General features: G+C 56.6%; 8 protein-coding genes and 6 pseudogenes. 1 reads left to right on the top strand and 13 read right to left on the bottom strand.

The window, feature by feature from the left end:
• Nucleotides 1-88 precede the first annotated feature (88 nt).
• Nucleotides 89-1,338: pseudogene (locus tag JCM13995_RS01255) on the bottom strand (helicase-related protein); the annotation flags it as partial.
• 97 nt (nucleotides 1,339-1,435) lie between these two features.
• Here JCM13995_RS01255 and JCM13995_RS01250 point away from each other — a divergent pair.
• Nucleotides 1,436-2,005 (top strand): YigZ family protein, encoded by a 570-nt coding sequence (locus JCM13995_RS01250; protein ID WP_225350629.1) that lies wholly within the window; start codon nucleotides 1,436-1,438, stop codon nucleotides 2,003-2,005.
• 197 nt (nucleotides 2,006-2,202) lie between these two features.
• Here the strand turns inward: JCM13995_RS01250 and JCM13995_RS01245 are convergent.
• From JCM13995_RS01245 to JCM13995_RS14820, 12 genes and pseudogenes are all read right to left on the bottom strand, one after another.
• A pseudogene (locus JCM13995_RS01245) lies at nucleotides 2,203-4,129 on the bottom strand (KUP/HAK/KT family potassium transporter); the annotation flags it as partial.
• Between the two features lie 176 nt (nucleotides 4,130-4,305).
• Nucleotides 4,306-5,874, bottom strand: a pseudogene (gene rny / locus JCM13995_RS01240) (ribonuclease Y).
• A 179-nt stretch (nucleotides 5,875-6,053) separates the two neighbouring features.
• The gene (locus tag JCM13995_RS01230) at nucleotides 6,054-7,310 is read right to left on the bottom strand and encodes a competence/damage-inducible protein A (RefSeq protein WP_054661685.1); all 1,257 of its coding nucleotides are present in this window, start codon (nucleotides 7,308-7,310) and stop codon (nucleotides 6,054-6,056) included.
• A gap of 57 nt (nucleotides 7,311-7,367) precedes the next feature.
• A complete protein-coding gene (pgsA, locus tag JCM13995_RS01225; protein ID WP_054661682.1) occupies nucleotides 7,368-7,943 on the bottom strand; it encodes a CDP-diacylglycerol--glycerol-3-phosphate 3-phosphatidyltransferase in 576 nt (191 codons plus the stop codon).
• A complete protein-coding gene (locus tag JCM13995_RS01220) occupies nucleotides 7,940-8,881 on the bottom strand; it encodes a helix-turn-helix domain-containing protein (protein ID WP_054661680.1) in 942 nt (313 codons plus the stop codon). The genes pgsA and JCM13995_RS01220 overlap by 4 nt, the downstream gene beginning before the upstream one ends.
• Nucleotides 8,882-8,968: 87 nt before the next feature.
• Nucleotides 8,969-9,692 (bottom strand): annotated as a pseudogene (ymfI, locus tag JCM13995_RS01215) (elongation factor P 5-aminopentanone reductase).
• Nucleotides 9,689-10,291, bottom strand: a complete 603-nt coding sequence (locus tag JCM13995_RS15385; protein WP_225350624.1) for a peptidase M16 family protein — start codon at nucleotides 10,289-10,291, stop codon at nucleotides 9,689-9,691. The pseudogene ymfI and the gene JCM13995_RS15385 overlap by 4 nt, the downstream one beginning before the upstream one ends.
• Nucleotides 10,292-10,388: 97 nt before the next feature.
• Nucleotides 10,389-10,952, bottom strand: a complete 564-nt coding sequence (yfmH, locus tag JCM13995_RS15380) for an EF-P 5-aminopentanol modification-associated protein YfmH (RefSeq protein ID WP_225350623.1) — start codon at nucleotides 10,950-10,952, stop codon at nucleotides 10,389-10,391.
• Between the two features lie 48 nt (nucleotides 10,953-11,000).
• Nucleotides 11,001-12,260: an EF-P 5-aminopentanol modification-associated protein YfmF gene (gene yfmF / locus JCM13995_RS01205; RefSeq protein ID WP_054661677.1), complete on the bottom strand. Its 1,260-nt coding sequence runs from the start codon at nucleotides 12,258-12,260 to the stop codon at nucleotides 11,001-11,003.
• A gap of 9 nt (nucleotides 12,261-12,269) precedes the next feature.
• A pseudogene (locus JCM13995_RS17325) lies at nucleotides 12,270-14,590 on the bottom strand (DNA translocase FtsK).
• Between the two features lie 75 nt (nucleotides 14,591-14,665).
• Nucleotides 14,666-15,175 (bottom strand): tRNA (cytidine(34)-2'-O)-methyltransferase, encoded by a 510-nt coding sequence (locus JCM13995_RS01195; RefSeq protein ID WP_054661674.1) that lies wholly within the window; start codon nucleotides 15,173-15,175, stop codon nucleotides 14,666-14,668.
• A 226-nt stretch (nucleotides 15,176-15,401) separates the two neighbouring features.
• Nucleotides 15,402-15,837, bottom strand: a pseudogene (locus tag JCM13995_RS14820) (class I SAM-dependent methyltransferase); the annotation flags it as partial.

The raw sequence follows: 15,837 nt of genomic DNA, 5'->3' as shown, positions 1-15,837 counted from the left end.
GGGCAGCCGCGTTGTCTGGCCACTGAGCAGCCGGGCCAGCGGCTGGTCGTCTCGTAGTGGCTGATTGCACAATAGGCACCTCATGCTTTCGCCCGTTTATCACCTGGATCTCATGCCGCGCAACCAGCATGGCTAAGGTCATGTGGCGGCCGACAAACCAAACCGGGTCGTCGGGACTGGCCTGACTGCGCCCGGCGCGCCCTGCCATCTGAATCAAGCCGCTGGCGCCAAACTGCCGGTCATCTGCGGCCAAGACAAGCACACTGCAACGCGGAATAGTGACCCCGCGTTCCAAGATCGTGGTTGTCACCAGGACAGTGAAGGTCCCATCGCGAAACTGTTGAACTTTCGCCACCCGGTCGGGATCTGCCGCGTGGGCCGTCTCAACCGAGTAGCCGGCCTGACTCAGCGCCTGGGCCAGCGGCCCAAGCCATTCGATTCGGGGGACAAACAGGAGGCACTGCCGGCCTTGAGTGCCAACCCTCAGCAGGGCCAAAACCGCGTTTGAGAGTTTCGTCGGTACCTGCTTCAGCGGGGCTACGACCAGTTTTGGCACTGGCAACGGGAACCCGTGAAACCGCCGCACCAAAAAAACTGACCCCCATCTGCCCACGCCTGGCCGCCCTTTTTAAACGCCGCGGTGGCGTTGCACTTAAATAAACCGTGGGGCCACGGTTTGCTTGCGCCACCGCAGCTGCCAGCATTGGCGTTTGACTGAACGGAAAAGCATCCACCTCATCGACAATGACTAGATCAAAATGGTGATAATAGCGTAACAGTTGGTGCGTGGTGGCGACCAACAGCGAAGTCGGTGCCTCAGGCCAAGGGGTGCCGCCATACTGCACTGCCATGCTCGTCCCTGCAAACGCCGCCTGAAGCCGCGGTGCCAGTTCCAGGACCACGTCAATGCGCGGGGTGACGACTGCTACCCGATGATTCAGTCCCAGCTCATGCGCAATCAGCGGAAACAGCATCTCCGTCTTGCCGGCCCAGTCACCGCCCACAGCAGGTGATCGCGGCCAGTGGCCACGGAAGCGATGGCGGCCTGCGCGGCGGCCGCTTGAGGGGGCGTCAGCGTGCCCGTCCAAGTCAACCGGCCACCTTCACTAGCACTGCTGGGAAAGCGCCAAAGCCGGGTGGTGCTGGTGATTCGGCCCAAACCGATGCAGGCCCGACAATACTGACGTCCATCCGGCAGACTGACCAAGCGCGCTGCCGGCAGCGCTGGCAAACTCCTTCAACAATCCCTGGTCCGACCTCGGCCTGTGCTAAACTTGACTCAGTTACCGCCGCTGCGCTGACTTCTTCATCGCTCAGCTGCATTCCGGTTGGTATCATTGGTTTCACCTCAAAGGAGATTACGCCATGGCAGCCACTTATTACACACTGACCAAACCCGGTCAGGCTGAAAAGGTCATTAAAAAAATCGCGCTTCATCTGCGCCGTCGCCCCAGTCGCCAGTGAAGACGAAGCCAAAGCGTTCATCGCGCGTATCCAGACGGCCCATCCTAAGGCCAATCATCACGTCCCGGTATATCTGCTAGGCGATGATGACCACATTCAGCGGGCAAGCGACGCCGGCGAGCCGGCAGGGACTGCCGGCGTGCCGATGCTGCACACACTGCAAGAAATGGGACTCCATGATGTCGTCGCCGTCACGACGCGCTATTTCGGCGGGATTAAGCTCGGCGCCGGTGGGCTGATCCGCGCCTATGCGGGCAGCATCACCGCCGCGGTTCAGCAAGCAGGCATTAGTCAACGCCGCATGATGCGCCAGCTGACACTCAGTGTGCCCTACGCCCTGCTCGACCGCGTGACCCACTTTCTGGCTGAGCAAAGCCTAGCCATCTCTGCCAGTGATTATCAGGTCGTCGTCACGCTGAAGGTCAACGTGCCCGCCGGTGAGGCGGCAGCCGTCAGCCGCAGTATTCTCGATTTGACGGCGGGCAAAGTGACCCCGCAAAGCGGTCACTTGATTCCATCCCTGATTCCCGTGACACAGTAAAATCCCAGGCGGTCGCCTGGGATTTTTGCTTACTGATCGTCTTTATCGTCAGCGGTTGGGCTTGGATCATCTTTGGAGTTGATGATCTCTGTCTGCGTCTGAATCGGACTGTTTTTGACCCGGTCGACGGCCTTCAACCGCATTGCTTTGGCATTCATGATCTGATGCTTAGAAAAGGCCACGGTCCTTGGCACGCTGATGAACAGCGGCACGGTTTCCTCCACCACGTTGGCAAATTCGAGGCCGTACCAGTTGGCTGGGCTCGTCGTGATGTTCTGCAGCCACAATCGGCCGCCAATCAGGCTGCGCTGCCACCCAGGAATGTTCTCGGTGGTCAGTAAATTCTGCGCCTGCTCGCGAATAATGACAAACTTGAAGTCGCCGACGTTACGATTCTTGACGGTCGTGTACTTCGGCGTCTGCGGGTCGATCACCTTCGCGTTCAGCAAGTCATTGATGATCTTTCGAATGTAGACATTCACGTGCTGCGACATGCGGAACCCTAAGTAGATTTGGACAGAGATCACATTACGCGTGTGCAGCATGTCAACCGTGTAACGCATTTCAACCGGTTTGTCCGTCTCGTTGACGGTCACAAACCAGTAGACCTTGGCGCGCTTAGGCCGCTTGTCCAAGATTGAATAAAGCGTGGACCGTTTTAGCCGGTAGCCTTCCTTGACCTTGGTCATGTAGACGAGGTTCGTCGTGTAAGTCGGGATTGAGTCGTCCGCAGACAACTCGGTCAGCTGATCGACGTAATCAGTCAGCACCACGTACTCGCTTTCGTCCTGATAGTGCTCCCGAATCTTATTGCCGAAGTACCACACGGCCATCAGCGTCAGGATCAGCAACATGATGAATAACGTGATATACCCACCGTGCAGGAATTTGACCATGCTAGCGATCAGAAAAACCGTTTCGATCAGGCCAAAGAACCCGGCGATCAGGCCCGCGTAAAGCCGCCTGATCTTCATGGACAGGAACTCGAACAACAGGATGGTCGTCATCAGCATCGTGATGGTGATCGCCAGTCCGTATGCGGCCTCCATCGCCTTAGAGGTCCGGAAGAACCAGACCACGCTCAGGGTCACCAAGCACAAGAACCAGTTCACAAAAGAAATGTAAATCTGACTGCGTTCGGTCGACGGGTGCTTGATCGCCATGCGCGGCAGGAACTTCAGGCCCACGGCTTCGTGCACCAACGTGTAGGAACCCGTGATCAAAGCCTGAGACGCGATGATCGCGGCCAAAGTGGCCAGCACAATGGCAAACGGCCGCAGTCCGCTGTTCAGCATTGTGTAAAACGGGTTAAGAGTCGTCATGCCCGAAAACGCAGCGTCCTGATAATGGCCAATCAGCCAAGCGCCTTGGCCAAAGTAATTCAGCATCAGGCAGACATACACGAATGGCCATGTCGCGTAAATATTGTACTTGCCAACGTGACCCATGTCCGAGTACAACGCCTCGGCCCCAGTCGTCGCCAGGAAAATGCTGCCTAACAGAAAAATCCCGACCTTATTGGCAAGCGAAAAAAAGAATGCGAACCGCGTAAACCGGATTCAGCGCTTTCAGGATCTCCAGGTGACCCGTCATATGCGTCACCCCGGCCAAGCCCAGGAAAACAAACCAAACCAACATGATCGGCCCGAAGGCATTGCCAAGTTTGGCGGTCCCAAACCGCTGAATCATGAATAGCGTCAGCAAAACCACGCTGGTGATCACCAGCACAACGAGCTGCGAGTTGCTGAACACAAAGCTGCCGAAGCGCTGATTTTTCAAGCCTTCAAGGGCCGTGGTGACCGTGACCGCCGGGGTCAGCGTCCCGTCCGCCAGCAGCGCAGCCCCCCCAATCAGCGCAGGAATCGCGAGCCACGCACCGCGGCGCCGGACCAACGCGTACAGAGCGAAAATCCCGCCTTCACCATTGTTGTCAGCCTGCATCGCCAGCACCACATACTTGATCGTGGTGAGGATCATCAACGTCCAAAAAATCAGCGACACCGACCCAATGATGTAGTCCGGGGTCAAGGCGCCGACCGAGCCCGCATCTGCGATAATCGCGTTCATGACGTACAGGGGTGAGGTCCCAATGTCGCCGTACACGATGCCTAAAGTGATCAACATACCGATCAGTGACGCTTTTTTTCTTCCGTGTCATTATTCTCTCCTTATCGACGTCCGGATTGCACCAGGCGCCCCAAGTGACTGTACGAAATGATAATCCAATTCACGGGTCAGCGTCAACTGATAGCAGAAAAGCGGACCGCCACCCCAAGGATGACGATCCGCTTTTGTAAGCCTCATTTGGCGTATTCCACAGTCCGCTTTTCGCGGATCACGGTCACCTTAATGTGGCAGGGTACTCGAGTTCTTTTTCGATCCGATTGCGAATGTCCCGGGCGAGAACAACTGATTGCTCATCGGACAACTGATCCGGTTGCACAATCACGCGCACCTCGCGTCCAGCCTGAATCGCGTACGACTGCGCCACCCCTTTGAACGAGTTGGCGATTGCTCCAGTTTCTCCAACCGGTGGAGATAATTCTCCAGCGATTCCGAACGGGCCCCTGGGCGGGCGGCTGAAATCGCATCGGCCGCGGCAACTAACACCGCAATGACCGACGTCGGCGCCACATCGCCATGATGAGACGCGATCGTGTTGATCACCACTTCCGGTTCCTTGTACTTGGTGGCAAGCTCCACGCCAATCTCGACATGCGAACCACCTACTTCGCGGTCCTGAGCCTTACCAATATCATGGAGCAATCCTGCGCGTCTCGCTAAGTTAACATCTTCGCCGAGTTCTGCCGCCATGATCCCAGCCAGTTTGGCCACCTGGATCGAATGATCCAGGACGTTCTGCCCGTAACTGGTCCGAAAGTGTAAGCGGCCCAAGATCTTGATCAAATCGGGATGCATGTTGTGGATCCCGACATCAAAAATTGCCTGTTCCCCGATTTCACGAATGCGTTGGTCCATTTCCTTGCGCGCTTTATCGACCATTTCCTCAATGCGCGCCGGGTGAATGCGACCGTCCTGAATCAGTTTTTCAAGCGCCATCCTTGCGATTTCGCGTCGAATCGGATCAAACCCCGAAAGCACGACGGCTTCCGGCGTGTCATCGATGATCAGATCGATGCCCGTCAACGTTTCCAAAGTCCGAATGTTACGACCCTCGCGGCCGATGATCCGCCCCTTCATATCGTCATTAGGCAGCGTGACCGTTGTGACCGTTGTTTCGGCGACCACGTCAGAGGCACTGCGCTGGATGGCATCGGCAATGAGCGACTTGGCCGTACGGTCCGCCGTCTCCTTTGCCTCATCTTCACTTTCTTTGATCAACATGGCGCGTTCATGCGCCAGTTCAGCCTTGGTTTCAGTGAGGACCTGGTCCTTCGCCTGCGCCTTGGTCAGGCCGGCGATGCGTTCCAACTCCTGCTGTTGTTTCGTAATAGTGGCGGTAATGTCTTCTTTTTTTAGCTTCCAATTGCTGCTGGCGGGCGTTTAAGTCATTTTCACGCTCCGTCAGGCTCTTTTCCTTCTGGTCAAGTGTATCATCACGGCGATCGAGCGCCTCTTCACGCTGCAACACCTGATGTTCTGACTGCTGGACCTCACTGCGCCGATCCTTAAGCTCGGCTTCCACCTGAGTTTGGTACTGGTGGGCTTTCTCACGTGCCGAGACCAATCGTTCTTTTTTTGAGCGTCTCGGCTTCTTTCTTCGCGTTCTCAATGATTCCTGCAGCACTGTCATGTGCTTGATCCAAAGTATGCGCATGGCTCCGTTTCTGAAGCCAATTGCCGATCAACAATCCGAGCACTAAAGCGATGACGGCGAGGATCACTGAGAGCAAAATTCCTGAGCTCATCTTTTCACCTCCGCATCATCAAAAAGTTTCACGATGCTATTAATTTATACAATTTGACACAATCTTGATTGTAGCGGTTGCCGCTTTTGGTGTCAACTTGATGAAACCGCGTCAAGCCTACGCAAAAGCGGGTTTGCCAACGTGGCAGACCCGCCTGAAGAAAAGTTTTAAGCGCTATTTTAGACGTGCTTTTCACGGCCTTGCAGAAAACGCAGCAAGATAAATAATGCCGCTTTGACCGCTCGGCCGCGAACGGCGGCGCGATTTCCCGGAAAATGATGCACCGACGCACTGGTCGGCTGACCGCTTGCAGCCAGCCCGATCCATACGGTTCCGGCCTCCACCCCTTGGTTAGGGCCAGGGCCGGCCACACCGGTCAAACTGAGGGCCACATCGGCGCCGGCCTGCTTGAGTGCGCCTTCAGCCATCGCTTTCGCCGTCTGCTCACTGACCGCTCCCGCCGCATCGATTTGCTTCTGGTCAAGGTGCAAGAATGCCGCCTTGGTCTGATTCGAGTATGTCACAAACCCGCCTTTAAACCAGTCAGACACGCCAGGGACATCAGCCAAGGCGGCTTGCAAGGCGCCGGCAGTCAAGCTCTCGGCTGCCGTGACCACCGTGTGGGTGCGGCCCAGGGCGGCGACCACTTCAGCAGCCAGGCTGTTATTATCGCCGTACCCATAAAAGTATTGGCCGAGACGTTTTTGCACCTCACGTTCCAACGGGTCCAGCAGCGCTTCAGCCGCCGCTTCTGACCCTGCCTTGGCGGTCAGCCGCAAGGTCACTTCGTAAGGCTTAATGTACGTGGCCAGGGTCGGATTAGTTTGCTGCGCAATCAGATCGTCAAGCTCGGTCACCAACTGTGATTCACCAATGCCGAAGAAGCGCAGCACTCGCGACACCAACACCTCGCCGTGCCCCAGCCGTTTCAGCAGCGCCGGCACCAGCGCATTGAGCACCATCGGTTCAAACTCGCGCGGCGGGCCCGGCAGTAACACGTAAGCCCTGCCTTGAACATCGAGCATTGCCCCAACGGCCAGCCCCACCGCGTTCGGCAGCACTGTGGCCCCTGCTGGGTACATCGCCTGCAGCAGGTTGTTTGCCGTCATCTGGTGATGCTGCTGCGTCGCGAATGCCTTGAGTTTGGCCATGGCGGGTTCGTCTGTCACGAGCTCAACGCCCAAGTGTTTGGCCAACGTCTGCTTGGACAAATCATCCGGGGTCGGACCCAATCCACCCAGCACAAAAATCAAGTCGGCACGGCTTTCAGCTAGCGCAATGGCAGCGTCCAGACGCGCCGAATTGTCGCCAACGACCTGCTGGTTGAGACTGTCGATGCCCAAATCACTCAGCTGCTTAGCCAGAAACGCCCCATTGGTATTGGTGATCTGGCCCAACAGCATTTCCGTCCCGACTGCGATCAATTCTGCGTTCATGCAACTCTTCCTTTCCGTCCAGACAACAAAAACCCGCAGCTACCTGCGGGCCTCGGGTTATTTGCCAAACGAATCAGCAAACACCCCACGATTTTTGTAGAAATATTCAATGCCTGAGTACAGCGTGAAAATCACCGCCAGGTAGAACAGGATCAGGCCCAAAGGAAAACTCATGCCAAAATTGTTCAGGAACAAGCAGATAATCGCCAGATCCTGCGTCACCGTCTTGATCTTGCCCGGCCAGGCCGCAGCAAGCACTTCGCCTTCGTTGGACAACAGCAGCCGGAGGCCGGTCACTGCCAGCTCCCGCCACAAGATGACCGCTGTGCCCCAGGCTGGGATAATACCAGCCGCCGTAAGGAAAATAAACGCCGTCATCACCAACAGCTTATCCGCCAGCGGATCGGCAAACTTACCGAAATTGGTCACCAAGTGCCGAGCCCGGGCAATTTTGCCATCGGCCAAGTCGGTGAGCGTGGCCGCGATGAAGATGATGGTTGCCAAGAGGTAGGACCATGAAATGCTCCCACTGCCCACTGCAAAGCTGCCAGCCGGCCAACCCAGGACCAAGAGAATCGTGAAAACCGGGATTAAAATGATCCGCAGCATCGTTAATTTGTTTGGTAAATTCACTGTGCGTTCCCACTTTCTGACGAACTGGCAGCCGCCGCAGAGAAGGTCACGGTCCGCACGACACTCGTGGTCGTGGTCCCCAAGTCGACCTTCTTGCTGTTCAGCGAGATTGTTGTTTTAGGCATGTTACCAGAGTTAACGGCAAAATTCGTGGTGCCGTCTGGCAAGTCAACCGTGTGCTCACTGCCCGGCTGAACCGTCCCCTGCCAGGTCACCGCGTTGTTGACATACACCGCGACCCAGGCGGCGGCATCAGTCGCGGCCACCTTGAGCTTGTTGCCCGTGGCAGGCAGGTTAGTCACCGTTGCGGTTTGCCGAGTGGTGGAAACGTCAGTCACCGCAATTTTCAGCCCACTATGTTTCTTACTTGATTTCTTCGTCTTTTTGCTGCTCGAAGCCGCATTCTTAGAGGAAGAACTGCTCGAACTGGCTTTTTGACTGCTGCTGGAGGTCTTCTTACGACTCGAAGTCTTTTTACTGCTGGAAACGGAGACGTTGTCATTGGTCGGAATCGTCTCTTTAGGCTGAGAGCTTGAGTTGTGCCACATCACTAAGTAAACCCCGACGATGATCACGATGGCAAGCGCGGCGATGGCAATCGGCCAGGCGTGCTGCCGCAGCTTGTTGACCGGTGAATTTTCCGCCGACCGCTCGCTGCGAGTCCGATTTTCAACTGATTGTTCGACGTACTCCTGCGGCTGCGTGTCCGGAATATCTTGCTGAAATTGTGTCAGCAGCGCATCAGCGTCCAGCCCGACCGTCTCGGCGTACTGCTTGATAAAAGCCCGGACGTAGAAATCGCCTGGAAGCGCGTCAAAATTACCCTCTTCAATCGCAATCAAATAACGCTTTTGAATCTTTGTGATCTGTTGAAGGTCATCAAGGGTATACCCCTTTTCAATTCTGGCGGTACGCAGTTTTTGCCCAATTTCGTCCATTTGTTTTCTTCACCCGCTAGTTTATTATTGACTGTTTTCAGTATAGCATGAATAAACTGCTACATGAATTAAGAAATAGTTGCGTTGCTAGCGCAGCCAACCGCCCGTCACGTATAGCGTTTGGCCCGTCAGGTAGGCTGCGTCTGGGGCACACAAGCTGGCGACGTAAAAGCTGATGTCTGCAGGTTCTGCAAACCGGCCTGCCGGGATCTCAGCCCGCACTGCTGCCAGCGTGGCGTCATCAAACATCGCATTCATCTTGGTCGCAACGGCCCCGGGCGCGACCACGTTGACCGTGATGCCAAGCTTGCGACCTCTTGCGCGTACGCCTTGGCAAACGCCGACTGCGCGCCTTTGACCGTACTGTATGCCACTTCCATGGCCGACCCGGCCGCGCCATACACGGAGCCGATAAAGACGACGCGACCGCGCCCGGAAACCGCGAGTTTGGCCTGCAACTTCGTCAATAAAACCATCGGGGTCAGCAGATGGACTTTCATCAGCGTGCTCAACTCACCCACAGTCGTTTCTTGAAACAAGTGGTAGTAGGTCATCCCCGCGGCAAAAACCACCGCATCGACCCCAAAAAGCTGGCTGGTGAGCCGGTCTAAATGGGTCTCATCAGTAAAATCATACTGGACTTTCAGAAAATCCTGCTTGGGATAGGCAGCAGTCAGCTCTTCCAGTAGTGCTGTGACGGGCCGCTCATGCTGATCGTAATGCAGGTAGAGCGACCAGCCTGTGCGGCCAAGCGCTTGGCACAAGCGCCGCCAATATCCCCGCTGGCGCCAATAATCAACGCAAAGCTCATGCTTTCGCCTCCGGCCGCACGTGAAAGACGGACACTGCGTCAACATCGAAGAAGCTTACGGCGGCAGCTTTTACGTCTTCTAGTGTCAATGACTTCAACGCATCGACCACCTCAAACGCGTTCAACCCGGTGAAGCTCTGAGAGGACAACTGATTGGCGGTCTGTTCCAGGGAATTCAGGGACATGTAGTACTTGCCCAGCGCCGCCTGCAGGATCCGTTCAAACCGCTCGGCCGTGAGTGCCGGCTGATCGGCACCGCGGGCGATCACCGCCGCGACGGCATCCGACATTGCGGAAGGGTCGTCTGCATCCCCAGAGATCGTGGCGTAGTTAAACGTGCGCCCGGCAATATAGTCCGCGGCAAAGGAGTCGTCCACCAGCCCCTCGTCATACCACTGCTGATAAAGCGGTGACGAGTCGCCGAAAACCATTTCCAGCAGCACCTCGATCGCCAACTTGTACTTGGTCCCTTCGAGATCAGCTTGGACATCCACTTGCCCTTTGATCCCAATCGCGCTTTTCGGCCGGATCACCGGCAAATCGGCTGCTCGATAAGGCAGAATCGTCGCCAGGTCCCCATCAAAGCCGACCCCGCGCACGATTGGGGTGCTGGGCGCAAAAGTTTTTTTTGGGCCTGATCATCGGCGATTTGGGCCATGATCGCCGCCGCGTTAAAACTACCGACCAGAGTCAACGTCATATTGCTGGGCTGATAAAATGTCCGGTAGGCTGGTATAACCGTTCCGGCGTGATCTTGGCGATAGAGTCAATGGTCCCAGTCACGTCACGGGCAACCGGGTGACCCGGGTACAAGTTGCCGATGATGCCGTAGTAAAGCAACCAGCCAGGGTCATCTTGATACATTTGGATCTCCTGACCAATAATGCCGCGTTCTTTAGCCACCGTCTTATCAGAGAAATAGGGCATCTGCACAAAGTCAAGCAGCGTCTTGAGGTTCTGGCTCAGCTTGGTGGACGTCGAAAACAGATACGCGGTGCTGGTGGCGCCGGTGAACGCGTTAGCCGACGCGCCGGTTTGGCCAAACAGGTCAAACGCGTCGTGATCCTCCTTCTCAAACAACTTGTGTTCAAGAAAGTGCGCGATGCCCTCTGGGTCTTCCACCATTTCACTGACGCCAGCTGGCTGGTAACGCACGTCGATGCCCCCGTAGTTGACGGCAAACATCGCGTAGGTTTGGTGATAGGCCGGCTTTGGGACCAACAGCACGCGGAGACCATTCGCCAAGGTCTTCGTGACCAACGTTTCCCCAACCGTGGGATAATACTTTTTTTGCCATCGCCGTTTCCATCACTCCGCCTCCTGTTCGTCCAAGCAGTACACGGCCTGCAGCCGCAATGCCGCAGCTGCCGCCATGACTTCCTGCTTGGTCACCGCGGTGATCGCCGCCGCATAAGCCGCATAGCCGGGCTGGTGAGTGGGGACCAACGCCTGAAGCAGCTCCTGCCGCGCCAAAAAGCGCGGCGAATCATAAGCGGCCTGCCGCGCGTTAAGCAGCCCTTCCTTGATTTGTGCAAGCAAGGCCGCCGAAAACTCGCCACTCGCCAAATTTGCCAACTGCGCCGTGATCAACGACTGAACCTGCTCGCGTTGAGCGCCATCGATGCCAGTCTGCACCATCACAAACTGCCGGAAAGGATTAAATGCAGAGCTGGCGTAATACGCTAAGCTAGCCTTTTCGCGCACATTCGTGAAGAGAAGAGACAACGGCGAGCCGCCAAATAATTCGTTCATCACCACGTTCGCATAATACTGACGGCCATACAAATCACTGGGCGCCGTATAAGCCAAGTTCAGCTTGGCTTGGTTCACGTGCGCCTTGACCGTCTGCTGCCGCACCGGCGCCTCGGCTTGCCGATAACTCAGTGCGAAACTCGGCTGCGGCCGGGCACTGAACCCAAGCTGCTCAGCTAGTGGCCGCACCTGCTCTTCGGTGACATCACCGACGACCACGATCTCAATCTGATCATGGCGGATCATCGCCTGATACGTGTGCATCAAGTCCGCCTGGGTCAGCCGCTCAAGCTGCGCAGTGGTCCCGAAACTAGGCGTGGCTTGCGCACCGTTGCCCTCAAAGTACAGCCGCAGCGTTGCCAAGCTGGCCTGCAGCTGGCGGTCTTCATCCAAGCTGCCCAAATACGCAGCCAGGTTTTTCCTTTCGCGGTCAAACACGGTCCGGTCAAACTGGCCCGCCACCAATAACGGCCTGAGCAGCACCTCGTGAAGCAGCGCGAACCCTTGGGCAAGCAGTGGCACTTGGGCGAGTTGGTCCGCCACCAGGTTCAAGGTCGCAGTCACCCGGTGCATCGTGCCGTCCTTGGCCACCCCGATGCCGAAACTAGCCCCGAACATGGCTTCCAAAGCAGCGGACAAGGCAGCTTGAGTTGGATACCGGGCCGAGCTGGTTTCCAGCACGGAGGTCAACAGGGTGCGGGCCGCAAACGTCTCCGCCTTGGCAGGCGCGATGAAGTGCACGGCGACCCGGGTGGTTTTGAACTGTTTGGTTGAAAGCACATTCAGAAATACACCATCAGTTAATTGAATTCGCATAAAAACTCCTTAACTTTCGTCCTGTGATTGTCCCGGTTGGACAAACACCTTGCGTGGTTTGCTGCCTTCGCTCGGCCCCACAATATGGTTTGCCTCAAGGTCATCGATCAACCGCGCCGCCCGGTTGTAACCGATCCGAAAACGGCGCTGCAGCAGTGAGGTTGACGCGGTTTGCTGCTGAATCACAAACGCCTTGGCCTCGTCATACAGCTCGTCTTCCGAGTCACCGGCAGCCGCTTCCTCGGGCTCATCGCTCGGGGTCATGTCCTCGACATACTCCGGTGCCACCTGATCGGTGATCGATTTAACGACCGCTTCCACATCTTCGGAAGAAATGTAAGCCCCTTGGATCCGCATCGGCTTAGCCGCATCAATTGGGGCAAAAAGCATGTCCCCACGGCCAAGCAACTTTTCGGCGCCATTCATGTCCAGAATCGTCCGGGAATCAACCCCTGACGAAACCGCAAACGCCAAGCGGGAAGGAAAGTTGGCTTTGATCAGGCCGGTGATGACATCGACACTGGGCCGCTGCGTGGCAATGATCACATGGATTCCGGCGGCCCGGGCCATCTGGCCCAACCGCACCAGCGCTGTTTCCACCTCGCTGCCGGCGACCATCATCAAATCTGACAGCTCGTCCACGATCACCACAATGAGCGGCAAATGCGGCACGTCAGGATCATGTTCCGCCTTGGCCTTTTGGTTGTACTCCCCGATGTTGCGAACCCCTGCGGCGGCAAACCGCTCGTACCGGTTTTCCATCTCCTTGACCACTTTGTTCAGGCTGATGGCGCCTTTTTGGCCTCGGTCACCACTGGGGTGAGCAAGTGCGGCACCCCGTCATAAACCGACAGCTCCACTTTTTTTTGGGATCGATCAGCATGAGCCGCACTTGGTCGGGCTTGGTGGTCATCAAGATGCTCGTGATGATCACATTGATCATGACCGATTTCCCCGAACCGGTCGCCCCTGCAATCAGCAGATGCGGCATCTTAGTCAGATCAAAGGTCTTGACGTGCCCATCCACGTCCTTGCCCAAAGGAATCACCAGCGGCTTCCCTGGATGGGCCGGCGTTTTTTTTCAAGCACTTCACGGAACCCGACCGTGGCCACCTGCTGGTTTGGCACTTCAATACCAATCAGTGATTTGCCAGGGATTGGCGCCTCAATGCGGATATCCTTGGCGGCCAGCGCCAGCGCTAAATCATCGGCCAGGTTGGTGATTTTGGAAACCTTGACGCCAGTCGCAGGTTGAATCTCGTATTGGGTAATGCTCGGACAGTGTGGCCTGCTTCACGGTCACGTCAACGCCAAACGACTGCAGCGTCTCACTGAGCTTGACCGAGTTCTTGCGGATTTTGGCGGTCTCGGCTGACTGGTCAGTCGCCGGAATCGGCGTCAGTAAGCTCATCGCCGGCAGTACGTAATCGTCGCCAGCGCTTGCGCTGGTGTCCAGCGGCTGCTCGGCGTCTGCCGCTTTGCTTTTTCATCAGCCAACAGCTCTGTTTGCGCGGCTTCCGAATGAGGCACATTGATTTTGATTTCTTGCTGCCGCTCGGCCACCGGCTTGGGCAAGTCTTTGGCGGGCTCAGTGCTCGATTGAGGTGCAGGCTCAGTTGCGGCATTCATGTGAGCCGGCTTGGATGCCGCCTCAGTCGCTTCTTTCTTGGCGGTGTGCTTGGCGGTGCGAAGGTCTCGGCCTTGGTCGAACTGGTTGCGCAAGCCGGCGACTGCTTCGCTGAGCTTGGCGGCCAACCAGTGCCCCGCCGCAAACACTTGCGCTGGTTTAACGCCGGCCAGTGCGGCGACGCCGATCAAGATGAGCACCCAGAATAAAATCATCGCGCCAATTTCTGCCAGCAGCGGCGCAAAAAGATTGAGCAAACCGGCGCCAATCAATCCCCCGCCGACTCGCGAGGTGGTTGCTTGCAAGGCAAAATCCCCTTGCAACAGCCGCCACGTTGCAAGGAAAAAGTGGGCATGGACACTTTGGGCCGCCATCGCCCGGCCCGACATGACCCCCAACCCGCCAAGCGTGATGAGCCGGCGCCCCAACTCAGCCGCGCGGTCGGCCGCAGCGCCTTGCCGGAAACAATCAGCCAAGCGCCATAAAGCACCACCAGTGCCGCCCCGACAAGGTACGCATCCCCAATCACCAACCGAAAACAGTTGGCCAGAAACGTCCCGATAATGCCGAGTTTAAAGAACGCCAACGCGGCCACCACAAACAGCCCGCAACCGACCCAGTTGAGTGTGTGGTCGACTTTACGGGTGCGGGGCTTACGCTTGGTTGGTGATTTTCGCTTGCTGCTCGTCCGCCGCTGCGCCATGAATTGCCTCCTTAGAATCTAAGCCTCATTATACACGAGGCGCCTTGAATAGAAAAAAAGCGGCGCCGTTCGCCTTTACTTCAGCTTATCGTGCGGATAGACATGGCTGCGCTCCAGCCCGGCAAAGTTTTGCTGGCGCAGGGCCTCATAAATCACCAAGGCGGCACAGTTAGATAGGTTCAACGCCCGCACCTTGTCCGTCATCGGGATCCTGACCGCCTTTTCCGGATTAGCGCGCATGAAGGGCTCCGGCAGACCAGTCGTCTCCTTGCCGAACATGAAGTAGTGATCAACCGCAGCGTCGCTGTAATCGACGTCGGAATAGGTCTGCTCGGCAAACTTTGACACCAGGTAAAGATACTGGGGAGCTTTCACAGTGGCCATGAACGCCTCAAGCGACTCGTGGTACACGATCTTCACCGAGGCCCAGTAGTCGAGGCCGGCGCGCTTGAGGTGCTTGTCATCTACCGAAAACCCCAGCGGTTTGATCAGATCCAGCACGCTGTCGGTGGCAGCCGCGGTCCGCGCAATGTTTCCCGTATTGGCCGGGATCAGCGGTTGGTACAACACAATATGATTGGTCATTTTAACTTACCTCCACAAAAAAACGCACCACCTCGGTGACTGCACGGCGAGACGGTACGTTAGTTAAATTTTTCATCGCTAACTTTTATCAATTTCCCAAAAGCAAGCCCTGATAAAAGCCAGAAATAAAAATGCTTAAGAGTAATTTAACACCGATGCCTAGACCTTGCAAGCCCTCGCCTGATATTTAGCGCTTTCACCGCGCCAAACCTTAGCGTTTTCACATTTAACGGGACGCCTCGAGTAAACACACGTCCACGTGAATACTGGTCGGCGGCGACTGAAGCATTGCCGCCCGCTTCGCCGCGTCAGCCTGCCACGTCAGCGGGGTCATTTTCATGACATCGCTGAACTGAGCAGCCGTCACCGGAAAGTCATACGTCAGCGGCGTCTGGACCGCACCAGGATACGCGGCCAAAAACCGGTCAAGCACCGGTTGGTTGCTGTATTCAGCCTTGGCCGTGCCGGCATAAAGCCCCTGCCGCAGCTCGCGCAGGTAGCCTGCCGCCGGAATGACTTTGAACAACCGACCGCCCGGGCGAAGGACCCGATCGAATTCGTGGTACGCGCCTGGCGAGAACAAGTCGACCACTGCGGCAAAACTGTCATCTTGGAAGGCAGCCGAGCAAGATCCGCGACACAAAACACCGCGCTGGTCGCCA

It is taken from the genome of Lacticaseibacillus camelliae DSM 22697 = JCM 13995, assembly GCF_001311195.1.
GTDB classification, from domain to species: domain Bacteria; phylum Bacillota; class Bacilli; order Lactobacillales; family Lactobacillaceae; genus Lacticaseibacillus; species Lacticaseibacillus camelliae.
Note: the sequence above shows the minus strand (reverse complement) of the source record. Positions and strands in the feature narration are given on the sequence as shown.